General features: G+C 65.8%; 21 protein-coding genes and 2 pseudogenes. 11 read left to right on the top strand and 12 right to left on the bottom strand.

Features of this window, described 5'->3' with window-relative positions:
- Positions 1-148: 148 nt before the first annotated feature.
- From WMN78_RS20685 to WMN78_RS20700, 4 genes are all read left to right on the top strand, one after another.
- Positions 149-550, top strand: a complete 402-nt coding sequence (locus WMN78_RS20685; RefSeq protein ID WP_340535621.1) for a cytochrome c oxidase subunit 4 — start codon at positions 149-151, stop codon at positions 548-550.
- Positions 551-903: 353 nt separating this feature from the next.
- Complete coding sequence (locus WMN78_RS20690) at positions 904-1,206, top strand: hypothetical protein (RefSeq protein WP_340535622.1); 303 nt, start codon at positions 904-906, stop codon at positions 1,204-1,206.
- Positions 1,207-1,360: 154 nt separating this feature from the next.
- A complete protein-coding gene (locus WMN78_RS20695; RefSeq protein WP_340535623.1) occupies positions 1,361-2,080 on the top strand; it encodes a TetR/AcrR family transcriptional regulator in 720 nt (239 codons plus the stop codon).
- A 24-nt stretch (positions 2,081-2,104) separates the two neighbouring features.
- Entirely contained in the window at positions 2,105-3,040 is a 936-nt protein-coding gene (locus tag WMN78_RS20700; RefSeq protein ID WP_340535624.1) for a hypothetical protein, read from the top strand.
- A gap of 57 nt (positions 3,041-3,097) precedes the next feature.
- Here WMN78_RS20700 and WMN78_RS20705 read toward each other — a convergent pair whose 3' ends face one another.
- Complete coding sequence (locus WMN78_RS20705) at positions 3,098-4,135, bottom strand: helix-turn-helix transcriptional regulator (RefSeq protein WP_340535625.1); 1,038 nt, start codon at positions 4,133-4,135, stop codon at positions 3,098-3,100.
- Between the two features lie 120 nt (positions 4,136-4,255).
- On the opposite strand from WMN78_RS20705, the gene WMN78_RS20710 reads away from it, so the two are divergent.
- Positions 4,256-4,654 carry a DUF1304 domain-containing protein gene (locus WMN78_RS20710; protein ID WP_340535626.1) on the top strand — a complete coding sequence of 133 codons (399 nt, stop codon included), beginning with the start codon at positions 4,256-4,258 and terminating at the stop codon, positions 4,652-4,654.
- A gap of 151 nt (positions 4,655-4,805) precedes the next feature.
- Here the strand turns inward: WMN78_RS20710 and WMN78_RS20715 are convergent, their stop codons facing one another.
- The gene (locus tag WMN78_RS20715; RefSeq protein WP_340535627.1) at positions 4,806-5,804 is read right to left on the bottom strand and encodes a hypothetical protein; all 999 of its coding nucleotides are present in this window, start codon (positions 5,802-5,804) and stop codon (positions 4,806-4,808) included.
- Positions 5,805-5,913: 109 nt separating this feature from the next.
- On the opposite strand from WMN78_RS20715, the gene WMN78_RS20720 reads away from it, so the two are divergent.
- Complete coding sequence (locus WMN78_RS20720; RefSeq protein WP_340535628.1) at positions 5,914-7,128, top strand: sensor histidine kinase; 1,215 nt, start codon at positions 5,914-5,916, stop codon at positions 7,126-7,128.
- The gene (locus WMN78_RS20725; RefSeq protein ID WP_340535629.1) at positions 7,119-7,766 is read left to right on the top strand and encodes a response regulator transcription factor; all 648 of its coding nucleotides are present in this window, start codon (positions 7,119-7,121) and stop codon (positions 7,764-7,766) included. Before WMN78_RS20720 ends, WMN78_RS20725 begins: the two co-directional genes overlap by 10 nt.
- A gap of 12 nt (positions 7,767-7,778) precedes the next feature.
- Here the strand turns inward: WMN78_RS20725 and WMN78_RS20730 are convergent.
- Positions 7,779-7,880, bottom strand: a pseudogene (locus tag WMN78_RS20730) (cupin domain-containing protein); the annotation flags it as partial.
- Between the two features lie 144 nt (positions 7,881-8,024).
- On the opposite strand from WMN78_RS20730, the gene WMN78_RS20735 reads away from it, so the two are divergent.
- Positions 8,025-8,738 carry a hypothetical protein gene (locus WMN78_RS20735; protein ID WP_340535630.1) on the top strand — a complete coding sequence of 238 codons (714 nt, stop codon included), beginning with the start codon at positions 8,025-8,027 and terminating at the stop codon, positions 8,736-8,738.
- A gap of 151 nt (positions 8,739-8,889) precedes the next feature.
- On the top strand, positions 8,890-9,210 hold the full coding sequence (locus WMN78_RS20740) for a hypothetical protein (protein ID WP_340535631.1): 321 nt from the start codon (positions 8,890-8,892) through the stop codon (positions 9,208-9,210).
- A 37-nt stretch (positions 9,211-9,247) separates the two neighbouring features.
- Here WMN78_RS20740 and WMN78_RS20745 read toward each other — a convergent pair whose 3' ends face one another.
- Positions 9,248-9,712, bottom strand: coding sequence for a phage tail protein (locus WMN78_RS20745; protein WP_340535632.1), 465 nt, complete (start codon positions 9,710-9,712; stop codon positions 9,248-9,250).
- Between the two features lie 101 nt (positions 9,713-9,813).
- Positions 9,814-10,881 carry a hypothetical protein gene (locus WMN78_RS20750; protein WP_340535633.1) on the bottom strand — a complete coding sequence of 356 codons (1,068 nt, stop codon included), beginning with the start codon at positions 10,879-10,881 and terminating at the stop codon, positions 9,814-9,816.
- 139 nt (positions 10,882-11,020) lie between these two features.
- On the opposite strand from WMN78_RS20750, the gene WMN78_RS20755 reads away from it, so the two are divergent.
- On the top strand, positions 11,021-12,076 hold the full coding sequence (locus WMN78_RS20755) for a DNA polymerase IV (protein ID WP_340535706.1): 1,056 nt from the start codon (positions 11,021-11,023) through the stop codon (positions 12,074-12,076).
- A 19-nt stretch (positions 12,077-12,095) separates the two neighbouring features.
- Here the strand turns inward: WMN78_RS20755 and WMN78_RS20760 are convergent, their stop codons facing one another.
- From WMN78_RS20760 to WMN78_RS20775, 4 genes and pseudogenes are all read right to left on the bottom strand, one after another.
- Positions 12,096-12,623 (bottom strand): DUF427 domain-containing protein, encoded by a 528-nt coding sequence (locus WMN78_RS20760; protein WP_340535634.1) that lies wholly within the window; start codon positions 12,621-12,623, stop codon positions 12,096-12,098.
- A 20-nt stretch (positions 12,624-12,643) separates the two neighbouring features.
- Positions 12,644-12,805, bottom strand: a pseudogene (locus tag WMN78_RS20765) (patatin-like phospholipase family protein); the annotation flags it as partial.
- A 39-nt stretch (positions 12,806-12,844) separates the two neighbouring features.
- Positions 12,845-13,183, bottom strand: a complete 339-nt coding sequence (locus tag WMN78_RS20770) for a transcription initiation protein (RefSeq protein ID WP_340535635.1) — start codon at positions 13,181-13,183, stop codon at positions 12,845-12,847.
- Positions 13,184-13,276: 93 nt separating this feature from the next.
- Entirely contained in the window at positions 13,277-13,810 is a 534-nt protein-coding gene (locus tag WMN78_RS20775; RefSeq protein WP_340535636.1) for an MBL fold metallo-hydrolase, read from the bottom strand.
- Between the two features lie 204 nt (positions 13,811-14,014).
- Between WMN78_RS20775 and WMN78_RS20780 the strand changes: the two genes are divergently transcribed.
- A complete protein-coding gene (locus tag WMN78_RS20780) occupies positions 14,015-14,455 on the top strand; it encodes a VOC family protein (RefSeq protein ID WP_340535637.1) in 441 nt (146 codons plus the stop codon).
- A 371-nt stretch (positions 14,456-14,826) separates the two neighbouring features.
- Here the strand turns inward: WMN78_RS20780 and WMN78_RS20785 are convergent, their stop codons facing one another.
- From WMN78_RS20785 to WMN78_RS20795, 3 genes are all read right to left on the bottom strand, one after another.
- Positions 14,827-15,030 carry a cold-shock protein gene (locus WMN78_RS20785; protein WP_013599688.1) on the bottom strand — a complete coding sequence of 68 codons (204 nt, stop codon included), beginning with the start codon at positions 15,028-15,030 and terminating at the stop codon, positions 14,827-14,829.
- 144 nt (positions 15,031-15,174) lie between these two features.
- Entirely contained in the window at positions 15,175-16,053 is an 879-nt protein-coding gene (locus WMN78_RS20790) for an alpha/beta fold hydrolase (protein ID WP_340535707.1), read from the bottom strand.
- Positions 16,053-18,791, bottom strand: coding sequence for a PEP/pyruvate-binding domain-containing protein (locus tag WMN78_RS20795; RefSeq protein ID WP_340535638.1), 2,739 nt, complete (start codon positions 18,789-18,791; stop codon positions 16,053-16,055). The genes WMN78_RS20790 and WMN78_RS20795 overlap by 1 nt, the downstream gene beginning before the upstream one ends.
- Positions 18,792-18,798 lie beyond the last annotated feature (7 nt).

The raw sequence follows: 18,798 nt of genomic DNA on the forward strand, positions 1-18,798 counted from the left end.
GGTGCCTCGTTGCCGGGGCGGCCGTCGCGTTGCCGCAGACGAGAACGGGTCCTTTGTCCCTTACGGAGGACCCGAGGAAGGGCCAGAGTTGCCTCAGGGGACTGCGCTCAGGCAGTCCCCGCGTAGAGGCACAGCAGAAGGAGTAGCCGTGAAGATCGAATCCTGGATTTTCGGAGGCCTGGCCCTGTTCTTCGTACCCGTTGGTGTGGTTTACGGACTGATCACCAGCTGGACGGAGCCCGTGGGCTTCCTTGCCCTGTGGCTGGTGGGCGGCCTGGCGGGGATGATCGGGCTCTACCTCGGTTATACCGGGCGGCGGGTCGGCATGCGCCCGGAAGACCGCCACGATGCGGAGACCCACGAAGGCGCGGGAGAACAAGGGCACTTCAGCCCGTGGAGCTGGTGGCCCATTGCCCTGGGATTTTCCGCAGCAACGGGGTTCCTGGGCCTGGCCATCGGATTTTGGATCCTCTACCTTGGTGCAGGATTCGCGCTGGTTGCGCTTATTGGCTGGGTGTTTGAGTACAGCCGCGGGGACCACGCCCACTAGTTAGGCGACGTGCGCGTCGGCGGCCGGAAGTGGCCGCCGAAAAAAAATTCACCCATCGACTTGAAACTAAGCCTACTTATGATTAGAGTTGAAGTCATGAAGGGGTGCAGCGTTATGCGCACGGAAGTTGTGCGCACGGACGCCCTTTCGCAAGGTCCGAAGTGGACCGCGCAGCGCGGGAGAGATGCCTGTTCCATAGGTACTCCCGTTGCCCATTGAGGCTTAGTGCTGTTAGCAACCAAAAAGAGATGCAGTGAACCGCGGCCTGAAACCGGGCCGGAGCTACCGTTGCGGCCGTCTTGGCCGCAGTCCGGGGGCGGGGTTTGCGCGCATCAAAATCGAGGGAGCGAAACATGTCAGTTATGAAGAAAGCCACCACCGCAGTTGCCGGATCCCTGTTCCTGGTAGGTATGGCCGCAGGGCCTTCCATGGCCGCGGACAACAGCACCGTGAACGATGGCCTGGTAAACGTCACGGTCGGGGACGTCACAATCCTTGAGGACGTCAACGTTGGCGTAGCCGCTGATGTGACAGCTGAGATCTGTGGACTGGAAGTTGGGCCTGTCGCCGTTCTGGGCGAGGCTGTCGACGCCACGAGCACCGAGTCTGTGGTCTGCACGGACAACGGCGGTCCGATCACCATCGTTCAAAACTGAGGTTTTGAACTGGCACACTGCGACGTGCGCGCCTTGTAGCGTTAGCTGAACGCAGCCGGCGGCGGGACCACATGGTCCCGCCGCTTTTTGCTGCCCGCACAACCGGTGTACGGAGTACACTCGTTGACAAGTATCGGCCAGATAAGGTGCCCCCATGACTCAGCAGGCGGAAGCCACGCGCCGGATCCCGCTCAACCGGGAGCGTGTGCTGGCTGCCGCCGTCGTACTGGCCGATGAGGCGGGTATCGAGTCACTCAGCATGAGGCGGCTGGCACAGGAGCTGGGTGTGGTGCCGATGGCGCTGTACAAGCACATCGCCAACAAAGAGGAACTCCTCGATGGGATGGTCGACGTTATTGTTGGCGAAATCGATCCTCCCGTCCGCGATTCCGGCTGGAAGAGCGCGGTGCGGCTCAGGGTGCTCTCGGCGAGGCAATCCCTGCTGCGGCATCCGTGGGCCCGCCAGGTGCTTGAGTCCCGCACCACCAGGACGCCAGCGGTTCTCGGGTATATGGACTCGTTCATCGGGATGTTCCTGGCAGGCGGCTTCTCCGTCGATCTCACCCATCACGTGATGCATGCCCTCGGCAGCCGCATGTGGGGGTTCACCCAGGAGTTGTTCGAGGACTCGGCCGGCGGTATGCCGGCTGACCTCCCGCCTGAAATGCAGGCAGCCATGATGCAGGAAATGGCAAGGCGGTATCCGAACATTCTGCAGGTCGCCATGGCAGCCAATCACGACGACGGCTCGGTGGTCTCGCAGGGCTGCGACGATCAGTTTGAGTTCGAGTTTGCGCTGGATCTTCTCCTGGACGGCTTTGAGCGGTTCCACCAGCAGGGTTGGACGTCGGAGCGGCCGAAGCTGGAGCGTTAGCTCCCCTGGTGCTAGCTTGTGGGGATGGAGGCGCTCGACTGGCTGCTCGACTCTGACCCGGCGATCCGCTGGCAGGTCCTACGCGACCTCACGGACGCGCCGCCTGCGGAAGTGCAGGCCGAACGTGCCCTCGTCGCAACCCGGGGCTGGGGTGCCCGCCTACTGGCGCTGCAGGACGAAGACGGCCAGTGGGACGGCGGCACTTACTTCCCGGCGCAGTTCGACGAATCGGAGCCGGGCCAGCCGTGGACAGCAACCACCTACAGCCTGTTGCTGCTGCGTGACTTCGGGCTCGACCCCCGCAGCGGGAAGGCCCGCACCGCCGTCGCGCGCGTTCGCGAAAACAGCCGCTGGGAGGAAGGAGACCAGCCTTTTTTCGACGGAGAAGTGGAGCCGTGCGTCAACGGCATGGCGGTGGCGCTTGGCGCCTACTTCGGCGAAGACGTCGACGGCGTGGTGCAGCGCCTGCTCGGGGAGCAACTCGCCGACGGCGGATGGAACTGCGAGGCCGAACGCGGCTCGGTGCGTTCATCGTTCGGGACAACCATCAACGTGCTCGAAGGGCTGCTGGAGCACGAGCACGCCACCGGAGGATCACCGGGCTCAATCGCTGCGCGGCAGCGTGCCGAGGACTACCTGCTGGAACGCGGACTCCTTCGGCGCAAGACCACGGGCGAACTGATCGACAGTGACTGGCTGGAGTTTTCATATCCGCCCCGCTGGTTTTACGACGCGCTGCGCGGCCTCGACTACTTCCGCGCCGCGGGCAACCGCCCGGACGAACGGGTCGCCGAGGCGGTGGAGATGCTGAGCTCGAAACAGCAGCCTGATGGCACCTGGCTGCTGGAAAACACCCACCCCGGCCGAGTCCATTTCGCCCTGGAGGACGGTGACGGACACCCGAGCCGGTGGAACACCCTCAGGGCGCTCCGCGTGCTTCAGTGGTACGGGCGCCGGTAGCCCTCACCGGGGCCCCGCCGGGGCCGAGGCTGCTCGGCCGTCGCCGGCCGGACGCGCTCAGCCGAGCAGCCTCGCGACCAGTTCGCCCCGGCTTCCCACTCCCACCTTGTCAAAGAGGGACTTCAGGTGGTCGTGCACCGTATGCGGAGAGATGAACAGGCGGTCGGCGATTTCCGCCGTCGTCGAGCCGGAGACCACCTGAAGGCACACATCCCGTTCCCGGGCCGTGGCACCGTAGGCAGCGAGCAGCAGGCCGGCCATTTCGTGCGTGGTTGCGGGTTCCACCGTGACCACCATCTGCCCGGGATCGTCTCCGGTGATGAGCCGGCTGGCCTGGAGCACCACCCAGTTGTCACCGGCGTCGCGCATCCTCATGCGGGCCGTCCCGGACGCAGCCGCCTTCGCGGCAGCCACCACGGCATAAAGTGTGATGCTGAAACGGCCGGGAGCCTGATCGTCCAACTCCGCAAGCCAGCTGGCAGCTGCCTCCGTGGCGGCGCGCAACTCACCGCGTGGTCCCACCAGCACGATCACCGGACCGTCCGGTCCGCGCATCGCGTGCCGTTCCAGGCGCACCGCGACCCGCGTGGCCGCGGCCAGGGACGCCGCGATGGAAGTCAGGAATTCCATTTCCCGGTCAGTGAAGTCCGGACCCGGCTCGCGGAAGAGGCCGCCCACGGCCCAGCACGCGTCGTCGCTCCGAAACACAGCACGCAGTTCGTGCTCGAGGCCCTGGGGACGGAGCAGGTCGTTGAGCCGCACGCTCCTGATAACGTCACGGTGGGGCGCATCAGACAGGCGTGCGGCGGGCAGCGGCCGCCGGGTCAACTCCGCGAAGGGATTCGGCTCCGTCCCGGCGTATTCGGTCTCGGCGAAGCGTGCGGCGTATTCGTCCGGTGCGGGCCAGGGCGGCCAGTTGGTGATCGACGTCATGATCAGGGAGTCGGGGTCGACGCCGGCCCAGCAGGCCTGCTGGAACGGCACCGTCTGGTGTACGACGGCGAGCGCTGCGGCGTGCAGGTCAGCCACACCCATGCCGGTGGCCGCCATCGCTGAAATCTCGCGTCGGGCTCGTTCTGCGCGATCTGCCCACATGCTTCCAGTATCCGCCGCCGAAGGGGGACTGCAATCCCCTCGGCGGGGGATCTTTGGAGGCCGGCGGTACCCCTTCGCGGGGGATGGGAGTGCGCTCGATGACCGACGTATTCTTCGACCATGAACGCCGTATCCCAGCTGTTTGCCCTTCTTGCAGCCCTGATCTATATCGCGGTTTTTCCCCTTGAGGCGTTTTTCCTGCGCCGGCCGGCAGTGCAGAGGTTCCTGAGTACGCCCGCCGAAAATGTCCGGGCCGTCATGATGTGGGCTATCCCGGTCGGTTTCCGGAATCTCCTCATAGCCCTGGGGGTCATCGCAGGACTCGTGGCCCTGAACACCGGCAACGACGTCGTGGGGCGGACCCTGGTGACGTACTGCTGCGCCTACATGGTCCTGGGCGGATCCACCATGGCTCTGGCCGACGCGCTGGGGCACTACCCCAGGAAGGGCGACAGCATCCCCGGGACCCTGGCCGCCACGGTGCCGGCACTGATCGCGCTCGTTGCATCGGCTTTCTGAAAAAGGCCGGGCCCGGTGCTAAATCGACACCAGGAACCAGCGCCAGGAATAACGAAGGCCCGCCTATGGGGGACAGACGGGCCTTCGCAATTAAAACGGTACAGCGCTTCTAAATAGCCATCGAGTGGACTTGCTACGGGCGTTCCGCGGATCAGGGCTGACCACCCAGGGCGCGCCGGCGGTCATGCAACACCAGCAGGATGGTCATCCCCATCATCACTCCCAGGACGATGCCGGCCTCGCCGGTCAGGACGCGCGCCACCGGGTACTCGGGAGAGGGCTGCGCGTCGGCGCGGGTGGCGGACAGGCTGCTGTAGAGGTTCTGGGCAAAGAGGACTCCCGACGAGGTCCACGCAGCCGCCATAGGTGGCAGGAACCGGCGCGACCCGCGGCGGATGGCCAGCATGAGCACGCCCCAGGCCCCCGCGAGCGCCCACGCGCCGGTGCTGAATGACAGGAGGTGCCACCACACATCGCGTTTAGCCAGCAGGGTTGGATCGATGCCGAGGGTGCCGCCCGTCGCCCAGTAAACCTTGGTCACGGCGAGCAGGACGCAGCCGCCCGCGGCGAGCCCTGCGAGGGTGACTTGCAGCTGCCGGGTGTTTCCCGCGGGTTCCGTGCAGGGCGTCCTGCCCCCAAGTGCCTCCGGCCACCTCGCCTTGGCGTACCCGGCCAGGCAGAGCGGCAAACCGATGCCGACCCCGACCAAGGACACCATGATGAGTGTCTGTTCGTAGGCCCAGATGCCGGCGGCGCCGGCCGCATTGTCTTTGGCCATGGCGGCAGGGCCCAGCACCGGTGCCAGCAGGACCATGGGAACGATCAAGCCTGTTCCCACCCAGACAGGCAGGACCACTAACCACGCGGGCAGCCGCTCACCCCACGGCATGCAGAACGCCATCGCCAGCATGATGGCGACTACGGCCAGAACCACGGTTGCCGCATTGATCGTGCGCCAACTGGATTCGCCCATTTGTTCGGTCGGCAGGAAGAGACCGAAGGTCCAGAGAATCTTGATCGCGAGGTATGGCATCACTGCGATGGCGACACCATAACCGCTGATGCGACGCATTTTCAGCAATGGTGACGTGACCGGCCCCGTGGACAGTGGGTCGGCGTTCAGTCCTGGGCGAGCTGCATCGGTGTTCATGCTGTCCAGTCTGCCCACGGTCCGGCCGGTCCGGATCCCCCGAACGGGCCATCGCGCTCCCCCTGAAGAGGGAGGCGGACAACGCAGGCGTCGTGGCAGACTGGACGACGTGGGGGTTCTCTGGCGGCGATGGTTGTTCCTGGTGCTCGGAGGAGCGCTGTTCACGCCGTACGCGATCTTCGCGGGCATGGCAGTGCCGCTGGCTGCGCCGTCCTTGGCACAGACAGCTGACGGCGCCTTCGTCCCCGTGATGACGGCGGTTGTCTTCCTCGCGATCGCAGCCACCTCATTGCTGCCCGTTGTCCGCACGCTTGAGGGAACCCTGGCGCCCGTGCTGCTTGGCGGCGCGGCGGCTGGCCTCGTCATCACCCCGGCGCACACCTGGCAGGAACGGGGACGAACGGCAACGTGGTATCTGCTGCACACCATTGTCGGCGCAGCCATCTCGCTGGTTTCGGTGCTCACGCCGACGACGGTCATTCTCATGCTGTCCTCATGGAACCGCGGGGACGCCGTCGTCCCGGCAGGGGACCGCGAGATCTCGATTCCCGACGAATGGGTGCCGTTCCTCGCTACCTTCCTGGTCGTGATGATGCTGGCCGCAATCTGGGGAGCGGGCGCGGCCGCGGCACGCATGGCCCCGTGGCTGCTCGGTCCCGGCCCGGCTGCACAACTGGCCGAGCTGGAACGGCGGACCGCCGAGCTCACCGAGCGCAACCGGCTGGCCCGCGAGCTGCACGACTCCATCGGGCACGCCCTGACGGTGACCACCCTGCAGGCAGGCGCGGCCCGCACCGTGCTGCGCAGCGACCCCGGTTTCGTCGAGGAGGCCCTGCTGGCCATCGAGCAGACCGGCCGGACGGCCGCCGCTGAGCTCGACACCTTTCTTGGACTTCTCCGCGAGGACGTGACCGCGCGTGCACCGCAGCCAGGTCTCGGTGATGTGGAGACGCTTGTTGCTTCGCACCGCAAGGCGGGCCTTCCGGTCACACTCATCGTCGAAGGGGACCTCGCAGCCGTTCCGGCGGTCCTCTCGCGTGAGGTCTACCGGATCATCCAGGAAGGGCTGACCAATGTGCAACGGCACAGCGGCGCGGTGCCGACTGAAGTCCGGCTGGCCGTCGCCGGCGATGAGCTGACGGCGGAGGTACTGAATGTGGCCGGCCGCCTCCCGCGGGCGCTCCGAGGCCGCGGTGGCGGCCATGGCCTGGACGGGATCCGCGAGCGAATGAAGCTGCTGGGCGGGCGCGTCGAGGCCGGAAGGACCGACGACGGCTGGCGGCTTCTGGCCGCTGTGCCGACGAGGGCGCGACGATGGCGATAACCACCCTGCTGGTCGATGACGAGCCGCTGGTGCGCAGCGGACTGCGGGCGGTACTCGCCGGCGCCGAAGACATCGATGTGGTGGGCGAGGCCGGAGACGGGGCCGAAGTGCCGGCGCTAATGGCACGACTACGTCCGTCCGTGGTGCTGATGGACGTGCGGATGCCACGGATCGACGGCATTTCGGCCACCCAGCGCCTGATGGCGGCCGCTGATCCGACCAAGGTGCTGGTGGTGACGACGTTCGAGAACGACGAGTACGTTTACGCCGCGCTGCGCGCAGGGGCCAGCGGCTTCTTGCTCAAGCGCTCCCAGCCAGACGAAATCGTGCAGGCGGTGCGCACCGTCGCCGCGGGGGATTCGCTCCTATTTCCGGCCGCGATCCGGCGGCTGGTGGGTTCCTTCGGTGCCGGTACGGAGCCTGACTCAGTCAAGCGCCTGAGCAGGCGTGAGCGGGGTGTGCTGCTTCTGATGGCACGCGGGATGTCCAATGCCGAGATCGCCGGCGAACTGTTCGTCACCGTGGAGACCGTCAAAACGCACGTCGGCGCGGTTCTGGGGAAGCTCGGAGCCCGCAACCGCACCCAGGCCGTGATCCACGCCTACGAGTCCGGCTTTATCTCTTCGGCCCCGCCGTGAACACCTGCTAGCTTCACTGGCTTCGTGGGGAAGAGCGATGGGGTCCAGCCACACATCGCCGGCGAACTGCTCGGGCGGGTTCTTGCCGGTGGGGTTGGTGGGTTCAATGTTCATGCGTTCTCCTTGTTAAAGGGGCCGCGGCCCCTTTAACAAGTGGAGGATTGCAACCGCCTTCTCCGGGGGTGAGTTTTGCCCGCCGTTGTCGGCTGGGGCCGTTTCTCGTATCGTTTGAGGTGAGTCAAGCAGTGGCTCCCGGACATGTCTATTGGAGAATCCGTGGACCACAAACTGCACCTGACCGACCGCGTGGACCCGCGCACCGGGCAGATCAACGTCGACGCCAGGGGATGCCTGACCCAGGAGAACTACCCCGACCTGTTCCGGAACCTTCGCGGTGCCGCCCGCATCGCCGCGGGCAGCACACTCGTCCTTGACCTCAGCCGGGCCACCCATCTGGATCCGGGTGTGCTGCTCGCACTCCGGCGTCTGGAAATCCCTCGTTCTCACGTCACCGCGAGTACCAACGGTCTGTCCGGCCCGAACGAAATCCCCGTGACTCTGGTGGAACCGCAGGAACTGCCCATCTGCCTGCTGCATGTCGGCGCCGACGGGGAAGTCCTGGCGGAACTCGATGCCGTACCTGGGGATGATGCCCATGCCGCAGGCTGCGTTATCAGCCGGTGCACCGAGGACCGCGCGATCGCCGACGGAGAAGGGTTTTCCGAGTTCTACGACGGAACCTTGGACCCGGGCACGACCGTCCACGCCCTTTCGGATCGTGCACTGGAACAACTCACCGACGCGCTATACCGGCACCTGGACTCCCCGAACCCCACGTTTTCCGCCCAAACATGGTTCGAACTGGCCACCGAAGAACTTCAAAAACGCCGGGATGGGCAACCCCGCCCGCCGATTACCGCCTCGCCGGGCGGGCACGCCCCCGACGCCCGGACGGAAGTTTCGTCGGTCTGACATGGTTGAGCGCAAGACCCATTGCAAGGGACGGAGACCACTGGGAGGCGCTTAGGGGCGGCGCAAAAGCACTGTCAACCGCTCGACCACAGGCGTAATCTGGTACGGAATTCACCTCAAGACAAGCCGGAATGGAAGGGTACGCAGGCGTATGAGCCTCAAGGACGAGTGGGACGGCCTCGACTCCGAGACCCGGACCTGGCTTCTGGAAAATCCGGGATGCCTGGTTTTGCCCCGTACTATGTCGAGCAAAATCAGCAAGGAAGCCCACGAGGACATTGAGCGTGATCAGCACGGGCAGGTTGTACTGTCCCGGGCCGACCACGATTTCATCCGGGAGAAAGCAGAAGCCGCCGGAACAATCCGAGTTCCCGCGACGGATTACCAGTTTTTCGACACTGCAGCTTTACCCGTTATCAGGAGAGCGCCGTCCGGAAGGCATGCCGCAGCTTCGCAGGATGAGGCCGACTAGGACCAGTCGTCTAAGGCCGGCTCTCGACGCCGGTTCGTCAGTACTCGCCCTTGATCACAAAGAAGGAACCGCGGATAACGCCTGCCAGCTTCGACTTCTGGCGAGCGAATTTGAAGCGTGATGCCAGTTCCTCCGGAATCTCCATGCCTTCGGCGAGCTTGAATCCGACCGCACGCTTACCGCCGTCGTCGATGCTGTACATGACATTGACCGACAGCCCGGACTCGTAGAACACGTAAGCCATCTGCAAGCCGTCCACTTCGAAGGCGGTCGCTTGGAGCGGGCGGGAGCCGATGACGATGTCGCGCTCGTCCTTGAGGATGCGGCTCACCCGCTCGACCACCTCCGGAACCTCGCTTGCAGGGCTCACAGTGAAGACGTGGTCATACTTGTTCCGGTAGTAGCGGCCCTCGTTGGCGCGTAACCCGGCAAGGGCCTCGGCGACGGGAGACGATTCCAGTCCGACTGTGGAAACGTTCTCGAAGTCAACGATGTACGGCATGCGGCCTCCTGGCAAACGAGTTGGGACCAAGGATAACGTGAGGAAGTGCTGCGCGGGCGGCGTTTTCGGAGCGTTGGACTCAGGCAATGCCGCCGAGGCGTCTAGTGCAGCACCCGTATCCAGGGATCGCCCTGGGAAGTGCGGTGCCATGTCTGCCGGGGGTCATCGGATTCGCGTGCGACGTCCGTGAGCCAGAGTGTAGTGTCGGGGGCCCATCCGGCGATGACCGTTGCAGTTTCGGCGTCGATCTGGAGTGCGCGCGTAGCGCCGCTGAGGTAACCGAGGACTGTGAGGTGCGCGGCGTCCCATTCGCCCGCGACTTTTTCCCAATCCGGGATCACCCATCGGCCGTGGCGTCCGGTCGCGCGAAACCAGTCGTGCCGTCGGGATGCGGTGACTTCAATCGGGAACTTGCGGCACAGCGATATCCAGTCTTCTGCTGTGCGGATCTCAAGCGTCCGGCCCGCTCCCCGAATTGGAACGGTGGTGGCATGCTCCCATCCCAAGGAATCTTCCACGAGGTTCAGCGCGGCAGGGATTCGCCCAGCGGTATGGATCAGCCCGTGCGGGACCGACCACCATGTGCCTGACACGTTCGCGCGAGGGTCGAGCGGGCGGTCGCGCGCAGCTCGTATTTCTTCGGCACGTTCCTTGCTGCCCCACTTTGTCAACGTTTGTCGCGGATCATTGGGCAGCGGTGCCGGGTCGCTTGCCGGCCGCCAGTCGATGGCCCACTGCTGGACGCTACGAGACTGCCAGAACCATTGGATGCCGGGTTCTGCGATGAGCTGTTCAGCAATGGGGGCTAGGGCGGCGCTGATGATCGGGAGTCCGGCGAGGACATCTTCTCCGTCAGGCTCCTGCCAATACCGTGCAGTGTCAACGGACCGTTCAAGAGCCGCCTGGATTAGCTCTGTTTCGAGGTTGGCGAAGTCCAACGAAGCGAGCCCTGCCGCCAGCTGCTCGGGTGACGGAGCGGCGAGCGGACCCGCAGTGCCACCGGAGGCGCCGGCTGTCAGTAGGATCCTCGACGTCCCGGTCCCAGTATCGAGTTCGTACCCCAACCAGAACACGAGCGTTTTGACATCCGGATCCAGTTGCATCGCAACCTCGAGACACAGGCGACGCCCCCGAGGTCCCTGCAGAAGTAGGTCGACACCTGGCGTCATCAGATCATCCTCGCACCATCGAACCCTCAACGGGACACTCTCGTCTCCGACCCGCAGGCTCAGCGGCCAGGTTTGGCGGAGAGCCGATGCTTGCTCGGGATGTTTAGGGCAGACTGGTGGCGTGAGCGGAATCCGGTGGGTGCTGCACGTCGATCTCGACCAGTTCATCGCGGCGGTCGAAGTGCTCCGGCGGCCGGAGCTTGCTGGCAGGCCGATCATTGTCGGCGGCCGGGGCGACCCCACGGAACGAGCTGTGGTGTCGACCGCATCCTACGAAGCCAGGGCGTTCGGCGTGGGTTCAGGAATGCCCTTACGCATTGCGGCCCGGAAAGTGCCCGACGCTGTGATCCTGCCCGTTGATCAGGAGGCTTACCTCGCGGCATCTGAAACGGTCATGGCTACCCTGCGCGCGCAGCCCGGCGCCACCGTGCAGGTGCTCGGTTGGGATGAAGCCTTTGTGGGCACCGAGACAGAGAATCCGGAGGCCTACGCCCGGCAGGTGCAGGCCGCTGTCCTGGAGCGAACGCAGCTGCATTGCAGCGTGGGCATCGGCGACACCCTGGTCCGAGCCAAGGTGGCCACCGGTTTCGGCAAGCCGGCCGGCGTCTTCCGTCTCACTGCCGGGAACTGGCTGGACGTCATGGGCAGCCGGCCCACCAAGGACCTGTGGGGCGTCGGAACCAAAGTGTCGGGCCGACTGGCCAAACTCGGCATCAACACAGTCGCCGAGCTCGCCGCGTGCGACCCCCAAGACCTGGTCCCGGAGTTCGGCCCCAAGATGGGCCCTTGGTACGCGGGGCTCGGACGCGGGGACGGCGCCAGCGTTGTGGACGACACCCCATGGGTTGCCCGCGGGCATAGCCGGGAGACGACCTTCCAGCGGGACCTGACCGAGCCCGCCCAGGTGGACGACGCCGTGAGGGAGTTGACAGCGCGTGTCCTTGAGGATGTTGTGGCCGAAGGACGGCCCGTGGTTGGGCTGACCCTCAAGGTTCGGTACGCGCCCTTCTTCACCAAGACCCACGCGAGGAAGATTCCCGAGACATTCGACCGGAACGAAATCCTCACACGGGCCTTGGACCTAGCAGCCGCAATCGAAGCGGGCCGTCCGATCCGACTCCTCGGCCTGCGGGCCGAAATGGCAATGCCCGAGGATGCCCGAAGGGGACATACGCCGACGCGCGGCGGTTGGTGACGGCGCAAGAGCGACGTGCTCACCACCCGGCCGTGCCCGGACCACCCTTGAACGGACCAACGATCTGCTTGGTGATCCAACCGCCGTAGAAGTTACCTTCCTGGAAGGTCACCTGCTCGCCGTCGACCTCGCAGGAATCCATGTGAGCCGGGTAGAGGGCCACTCGGGTGCTGAGTGCCTCGAAACCCCGGGTGGGTTCCGGGTAGGTCCACCCGGCACGGGGAACGACGACTCCGCCGGCAACGACGTCGAAGTAGTGTGCTTCTCCCTTGAACTCGCAGAAGCTCGTGCCCTCGACCGGGACTAGTGCACCGGCAGGGAATGCGTCCAATGGCAGGTAGTAGACAGGCGGATGACTCGTCTCCAGGACGCGAACTGCATCGGTGGTGTCGGCAATCACCTGACCGCCAAGCCGGACGATAACCCGTTCCGATCGCGGCTCGACCCTTGGCGGCCGCGGGTAGTCCCACACCGATTCTTGACCGGCTTTTGGCTTGATGGGGTGGGGACGCCGGAAGAAGCCGGGAATACCGCGAGCAGGAGTCATGCCCCCATGTTGCCATGGCGTCAGCGCCAGAACTCGGTGAGCTGCTCGGCAAGGGCTCTGCCTTGGTCGTAACCAGCCCGAGCAGCGGCCGGACGCAGCGACGGATCCATCGCATTGGCACCGAACATGTGCTCGGAGTTGCTATCCGGGAAGACCGTTTCGACTCTGGTGCCGCGGACGCGTCCGGGACACGGGACAGTCCGGGACGAAGACGAGCACAGCTAGCTCTCCGGGTCGTACATGAACTCTCGGAGCTCCTGCGGGCAACGGCAGGACGCCGCGATCTTCCTCGCCCACTCGACCGCGTCCTCCCGCGTGGGCAGCTCCAGCACGGTGAACCCGCCCTTGAGCTCGCTGCCCGGGTAGGTCCCGGTGCTCACGGAACCGTCGGCCGAGACCAGCACGGGGTCCACAGCTTCGTCGATCCCGCCGCCGAATACGTAGACGCCGGCGGCCTTCGCCTCCGCGATCACAGCATGGGATTCGGCGACGACGACGGGGAACTCCTCGGCGGTGACAACCATGGCTTCGCTCGGGAAGGAGATGAGGTATTTGGTCATGTATCGATGGTGCCCCGCGAGCGGGCCGGACTGCAACGGTTGCGGATCGTTAGCCGGGCGTTCCGTGGCTGGTCGATCCGTGCGCGTACCTGATCAGCTCCGCCGATGGACCCGTGGCCAGGGACGAGGACATCGACGTCGCCCGCCACTCCCTTCGAGCAGCAGCAGCGCGGCGAGGTAGTCCTCGATCGGGTCAGCGGTGTCGTTCAAGTCGAGCATCGGAATCAAGACATCAGAAAGCATGTCTCCGGCGACGAGAACCCCGCGTTCCTCAAGCAACAGAACCGCATGACCCGGGGCACGCGCTTGATGCTCGATAATCCGGACATGAGGGCCATCCCAAGGAATCTGTGCCATCCCGGCAGGCAGGCCGGTAATGAGGCCGAGCTGGTCCAGCGGTACCTGCTCGGGGATGCCGAGCCGGCGTGAATCGACGCCGTCCGACAGTCGATCCCGGGCAGTAGCCGCGCAGCGCGCGGTGCCGTAACGAGGCGCCGCGCCGAGCCCAACGTGCCAGAGCAGATGATCCCAATGAGGATGCGTCGAGAAGCCGTGCACAACAACGGTGTTGCTCTGGCAGAACTCGCTCTCGTGGAGCAGCACACCATCCGCGACCTGCCTCAGCACCGGGCTCCTTCCGCTTGTGGTTTGCAACCGCTTCTCGAGGCTGTAGGACCTGGCGGTGGCGGATTGCAAGCACTATGGACGAAGCGTATGAGCCGCGGTGGGTGTGCCCGGACGACGCCACCATCGAGATGTTCGGCGATCACTACAGCCTGCCGTAAACTCCGTCTTGGGCCGTTCTGAAGCGAGCATTTGGAGGTGTTGCTCATGACACGAGTCATGCGGTTCGACCACGTTGGCGTGACTGTTCAGGACCTCGACAGGGTGACGGCATTCTTCGTGGGACTCGGGCTCGAAATCGAGGGCCGGACGTTCGTAGAGGGTGAGTTCATTGACACGGTCATAGCAATCCCGGGCTCCCGCACAGAGATCGTCATGTTGCGAACGCCTGACGGAGGTACAGGCGTGGAGCTTTCCAGCTTTATCCGGCCCGATCCCGATCCCGGATCGCCCGCCGCCATGGCAAACGAACTCGGACTGCGCAGTTTGTCCTTCGAAGTTGACGATCTCCAGTCTCACGTCGATCGGCTGGCCGCGGAGGGATACGGGCTGGTCGGCGGCATCGGCCGGTACGAGGATGCGTGGCGTATGGCCTACGTGCGCGGTCCGGAGGGAATTATCGTGGCGTTGGCTGAGCGGATTAGCTGACCCAAGTCTCGGCCCGACAAGGCAACCTGGGGCGCCCTCGACGACCGCACAAGCCAGAGTCGATGGTCGAACGCCTACTGGGACCAGTCCTCTTCAGAGCACCTCACGGCTAGATCTAAGCACGACGGGGATAGCCCCTGACTTGGGGGAGTTATGAAGTTGATCATTCTTGCAATTGCGGCTTGGGCCCTTACCCACCCCTGACCATTGTCGGCACCCGGCACCCGGCACCCGGCACGCCGGCCAATAGGCATGTCCGGCTTGCCACCTCCGGCGGGAACGCAACAGCCCCTCCGAACCGGATGGCTCGGAGGGGCTGTTGTTGGTGCAGGGTGGTCCGGCTAGGTGCCGGGAACCGTAACCCTAAGCCTTTAGAGAGGGCGGATGTTCTCTGCCTGCGGGCCCTTCGGACCCTGCGTCACATCGAATTCGACCTTCTGGTTCTCATCGAGTGAACGGTAGCCGCTGCTAGCGATCGCCGAATAGTGGGCGAAAACGTCAGCTGATCCGTCATCGGGGGCAATGAAGCCAAAACCCTTTTCGGCGTTGAACCATTTAACTGTGCCTGTTGCCATGGCTGCATTCCTTTATGTGACTCTGATTTTCTCTGCAAACACGGCGGCCCGCAGAGCGGAGAACGTCCCCCGCTGTCCCCAACGTACGGGGCGGACGCCCTGCTTGCAAGGGTATAAGTGCCCTTGCGACATTATGTGTCTGGTTCAGGTGCCCGCGGCGTACATGGCGAGCAGGTCCCGGCCGAACTGGTGCGGTGATGTTTCGGAGGGGCTGTGCCCGCCGCGATAGACCGAAATGCGGGCGCCGATGGACTGTGCGAACTGGCGGTGCAGGGCCAGCGGCCAGAGATCGTGCTCGCCCACGGCCACGAATTTCGGTACCTTGGCGGCGGCCAGGGTCTGCCTGAGGTCCGGGACATTTTTCATCAGCTCATAGATGTCGCGGACGGACTGGCGCCGCGTGAATCTGAACCGGTTGCGCACAAACCGCAGCCGGTTGGGGGAGACCTTGTTGACGTTCCGGCGGATGCCCCAGATCATCAGCGCGGCGCCCACCCGGCCGTTGGCCCAGCCGGTGAAAGGCCCGATCCTGCTGAGTCCCCGGAAACACTGCCCGGTCAGCGGCGGGCAGCTCAGGAGCGTAAAGCTGCGGAACAGCTCCGGGCGCTGCGAAAACGCAACCTGGGCCACGATTGCGGCAAAGGAGTATCCCACCACATGGGCGGGAACGTCGCCGGCCTCCAGCACAGCGATGAAATCGTTCACGAAGAGCTCGTAGTCATAGTGTTTTCGGGGCGGGACGAGGTTCTCCGGCCCGGCGCCCGCGGATTCGTACTGGCCGGCCAGATCGTAACTCAGCACATAGAACCCGGCCTCGGCGAGCTCCGGCATCATCACGGCGAAGTCCTCTTTGGAGCCTGTGGCTCCGGGAACCAGCACCACCCGCGGGTTATGCGGCTTGCCCATGGACACCATTGCCAGGCTGCCGCTTGGCGCTGAAAACCGGGTGCTCACGGCCCCTTCGGGGAGGACCGCCCAGTTCCAGTCGCGGATCTCCGCGTCCTTCAGCGTCGCGTCGTCCATCACCATGTAACTGTACCGGCGGCCCCGTCCACCGTGATGCTCTGGCCATCGCGCAGCCGCGTGGTGGCATCCGGAACACCCACCACGGCCGGGATGCCGTACTCGCGGGCCACCACCGCCCCGTGGGAAATGACGCCGCCCATCTCCATCACCAAGGCGCCTGCCGTCATGAAGAGCGGCGTCCAGCCGGGATCCGTGGACGGGGCCACCAGGATTTCCCCGGGTTCGAGGTGGGCGCCCACCGGATCCATGACCACCCGGACCTTCCCGGTGGCGGTGCCGGCAGAAGCAGGCGTCCCTGTCAGCCTGTCCGCCGCAGCCGGGTGGGGCAGCGCGGCGGCCGCCGCCATCATGGCGGCCTCGACGTCGGTGCCGTCCGAGAGCAGAAGGCGCGGTACGCGCCGCCGCCGGAGTTCGACGTCGTAAAGCCGGCGGCGGCTGACGACGATGCCTTTCAGGTCCGCACCGCGAAGGCCCACACGGAGTTCATCGAAGTCCAGGAAGAACACATCACCGGCGGCCGCGACGGTTCCGGTCCTCACCAGTTCGGCGCCCACCGCCACGAGCTGCCGGTGCATCTCCGCGAGCGCTGTCACAATACAGAACTTGGGCAATTCCCGCAGCCCGCCCAGCTGGCGTGCCCGGCGCAGGCACAGCGCCACCAGGCGCCCCCGCAACCGGCTCTTGCTCCCGGCCCGCTCCACCAGCTCGCTGATCCGGGCCTCCGCGTGGTCGGCCGCCCGGGCGAACTGCCGGTCCGGCGCCTGTTCGGGATCCTCCACCCGCAGATAGTTCGAGATCATTCCCAAAAGGTGGTCCGGTTCCTCAGACCACCGCGGCATGCCCAGGTCGATCTCCGCCACGGCCCGGTGGCCGTACTTTGACAGGAACTTCCGCAGCCCCGCCTGGGCGGAAGCTGGCAGCGTGCCCGCCTTGTAGAGGGCGGCCAGTTCCCCGGGATTAAGTTCCGTGAACGCCCGGCGGGCCTCCGGATCCCTGCCCAAGGACACAGCCAGGTGCCACAGTTCAAGGTCCATAATGGTGGTCACGTTGTGGGGAAGCCCCCGAAGGACAGCCTCAAGTTCGCGCGGCTTGGCAATCCCGCGCAACAACCTGCGGGCCGCCGCCAGCATCAGGTACCCCACGGACGGTGCCGGCAGCGTGGCCCGGATCAACCCGTTGACCGTGGTGACCAGGATGTCCTCGGCGTGCTGGAGCCGCCTGGCCGCAGTGGCAGGTAGGGGGAGGACCAGCTGGGCTGCAAGACGGTCCTGGTACCGCCGCGCCCTCCGCAGTTCCAGGTCCGGCCACAGCAGGGCCCGGACCATGGCCGGGAGGAGCCCTAAATACAGGCCCAGGCTCTGGCTACTTTCAGTGCTCTTGGGCTGCGTCCGGGCAGGTGCGTCCTTGCCACCGGACGCCTTGCGGCTTGACTTCCTGCGGGCCGGCTTGACGATGCTGAACCGCGGGTCGTCCAAGAGCGCCGGGAAGACGGCCGCCGACCTTCCGTCCGCGAGGGGCAGCATCCTCATCATTGCCTTGCGGCCGGATTTGTTGCGGATAAACGGTGTCAGTTCGACGTACATCCGCAATCCCGGGTTCACGTATTTCCACGGCCCCTTGGTGCCCCTCATGAGGCCAAGGACGGAGAGCCCCATCGGCGTGATGGGGCGCGTGAGGCCCTGGAGCAGGGTGCCGCACAGGTAAACGCGGGTATCTGCGTCCGCCGCGCGGTCCGTGCCGGACTGCCTGTCCAGCGGGTCCTCTTCCGGCAGCGGGTACAGGGTGGTGATGGGGCGCGACTGGGTCAGCCACGCCTTGCCGCCGGAGTCGATCACCCACTCCACGTCCTGGGGCGCGCCGAACAGCCGCTGGGCCGCGCCACCGAGGGCCGTGAGTTCGCGAAGCTGCGCCTCCGTCAGGCTCGGCGCCCGGCCCTGCGGCCGCTGCAGGATCCGGCCCGATGCCGAATCGACGACGAAATGGTCCGGATTCACCGCACCGGACACCACGGCCTGTCCGGGCCCGTGGCTGGCGTCGATGACGGTCTGGGTCCGTGTGCCGGTCACCGGATTGGCGGTGAACAGCACGCCGGCCGTCCCGGCGTCGACCATTCGTTGAACGACGACGGCGAGCCCCACTTCGCGGTGACTGATCCCGTTCGCTGTGCGGTAGGCCACGGCGCGGTCCGTCCACAGGGAGGCCCAGCAGCGCCGGACGGCCGCGACGACGGCGTCGGCTCCCACAGCGTCCATGAAGGAGTCCTGCTGCCCTGCGAAGCTGGCAAAGGGCAGGTCTTCGGCGGTGGCCGAAGAACGCACCGCGACCGGTCCGCTGCCCATTGCGGCGTAGGCGCCGCGGACGGCGGCCTCGACGTCGGGAGGCACCGGCGCTGCGGCCATCGCCTCGCGGCCACGCCGCGCGAGCCCGTCCCGGTCTTCGTCCGGAAGTCCGCGATCGCCGTCGGACCGTTCCGCCCCGTCCAGGCCGGTGCCGTCCAGTCCGAGGCCGTCCAGGCGGGCGGCGATGGCGTCCAGTTCCGCGGGTGCGGCCGTCCGGTAGGCCGTTGTTGTCAGGCAGAACCCCGGCGGCACGGGAAAGTCCGCAGCGGCGAGCCTGCCGAGGTTCAGGGCCTTGCCGCCCACGAGCGCCAGCGGCGCCGACTCCAGCCGGCCCAGGTCAGCAACGAGGCTGCCCGCACCGGAGCCCGGCTCCGGAGCGGGACTCACGGAAGCCATGGCATGT

Source organism: Arthrobacter oryzae (assembly GCF_037911235.1).
Lineage (GTDB): Bacteria > Actinomycetota > Actinomycetes > Actinomycetales > Micrococcaceae > Arthrobacter > Arthrobacter oryzae_E.

Excerpts from the sequence above, each read along its gene's own strand:
- WMN78_RS20690 (WP_340535622.1), top strand. The coding sequence starts at position 904 with ATGTCAGTTATGAAGAAAGCCACCACCGCAGTTGCCGGATCCCTGTTC.
- WMN78_RS20695 (WP_340535623.1), top strand. The coding sequence starts at position 1,361 with ATGACTCAGCAGGCGGAAGCCACGCGCCGGATCCCGCTCAACCGGGAG.
- WMN78_RS20700 (WP_340535624.1), top strand. The coding sequence starts at position 2,105 with ATGGAGGCGCTCGACTGGCTGCTCGACTCTGACCCGGCGATCCGCTGG.
- WMN78_RS20705 (WP_340535625.1), bottom strand. The coding sequence starts at position 4,135 with ATGTGGGCAGATCGCGCAGAACGAGCCCGACGCGAGATTTCAGCGATG.
- WMN78_RS20710 (WP_340535626.1), top strand. The coding sequence starts at position 4,256 with ATGAACGCCGTATCCCAGCTGTTTGCCCTTCTTGCAGCCCTGATCTAT.
- WMN78_RS20715 (WP_340535627.1), bottom strand. The coding sequence starts at position 5,804 with ATGAACACCGATGCAGCTCGCCCAGGACTGAACGCCGACCCACTGTCC.
- WMN78_RS20725 (WP_340535629.1), top strand. The coding sequence starts at position 7,119 with ATGGCGATAACCACCCTGCTGGTCGATGACGAGCCGCTGGTGCGCAGC.
- WMN78_RS20735 (WP_340535630.1), top strand. The coding sequence starts at position 8,025 with ATGTCTATTGGAGAATCCGTGGACCACAAACTGCACCTGACCGACCGC.
- WMN78_RS20740 (WP_340535631.1), top strand. The coding sequence starts at position 8,890 with ATGAGCCTCAAGGACGAGTGGGACGGCCTCGACTCCGAGACCCGGACC.
- WMN78_RS20745 (WP_340535632.1), bottom strand. The coding sequence starts at position 9,712 with ATGCCGTACATCGTTGACTTCGAGAACGTTTCCACAGTCGGACTGGAA.
- WMN78_RS20750 (WP_340535633.1), bottom strand. The coding sequence starts at position 10,881 with ATGACGCCAGGTGTCGACCTACTTCTGCAGGGACCTCGGGGGCGTCGC.
- WMN78_RS20760 (WP_340535634.1), bottom strand. The coding sequence starts at position 12,623 with ATGACTCCTGCTCGCGGTATTCCCGGCTTCTTCCGGCGTCCCCACCCC.
- WMN78_RS20770 (WP_340535635.1), bottom strand. The coding sequence starts at position 13,183 with ATGACCAAATACCTCATCTCCTTCCCGAGCGAAGCCATGGTTGTCACC.
- WMN78_RS20780 (WP_340535637.1), top strand. The coding sequence starts at position 14,015 with ATGACACGAGTCATGCGGTTCGACCACGTTGGCGTGACTGTTCAGGAC.
- WMN78_RS20785 (WP_013599688.1), bottom strand. The coding sequence starts at position 15,030 with ATGGCAACAGGCACAGTTAAATGGTTCAACGCCGAAAAGGGTTTTGGC.
- WMN78_RS20790 (WP_340535707.1), bottom strand. The coding sequence starts at position 16,053 with ATGGACGACGCGACGCTGAAGGACGCGGAGATCCGCGACTGGAACTGG.
- WMN78_RS20795 (WP_340535638.1), bottom strand. The coding sequence starts at position 18,791 with ATGGCTTCCGTGAGTCCCGCTCCGGAGCCGGGCTCCGGTGCGGGCAGC.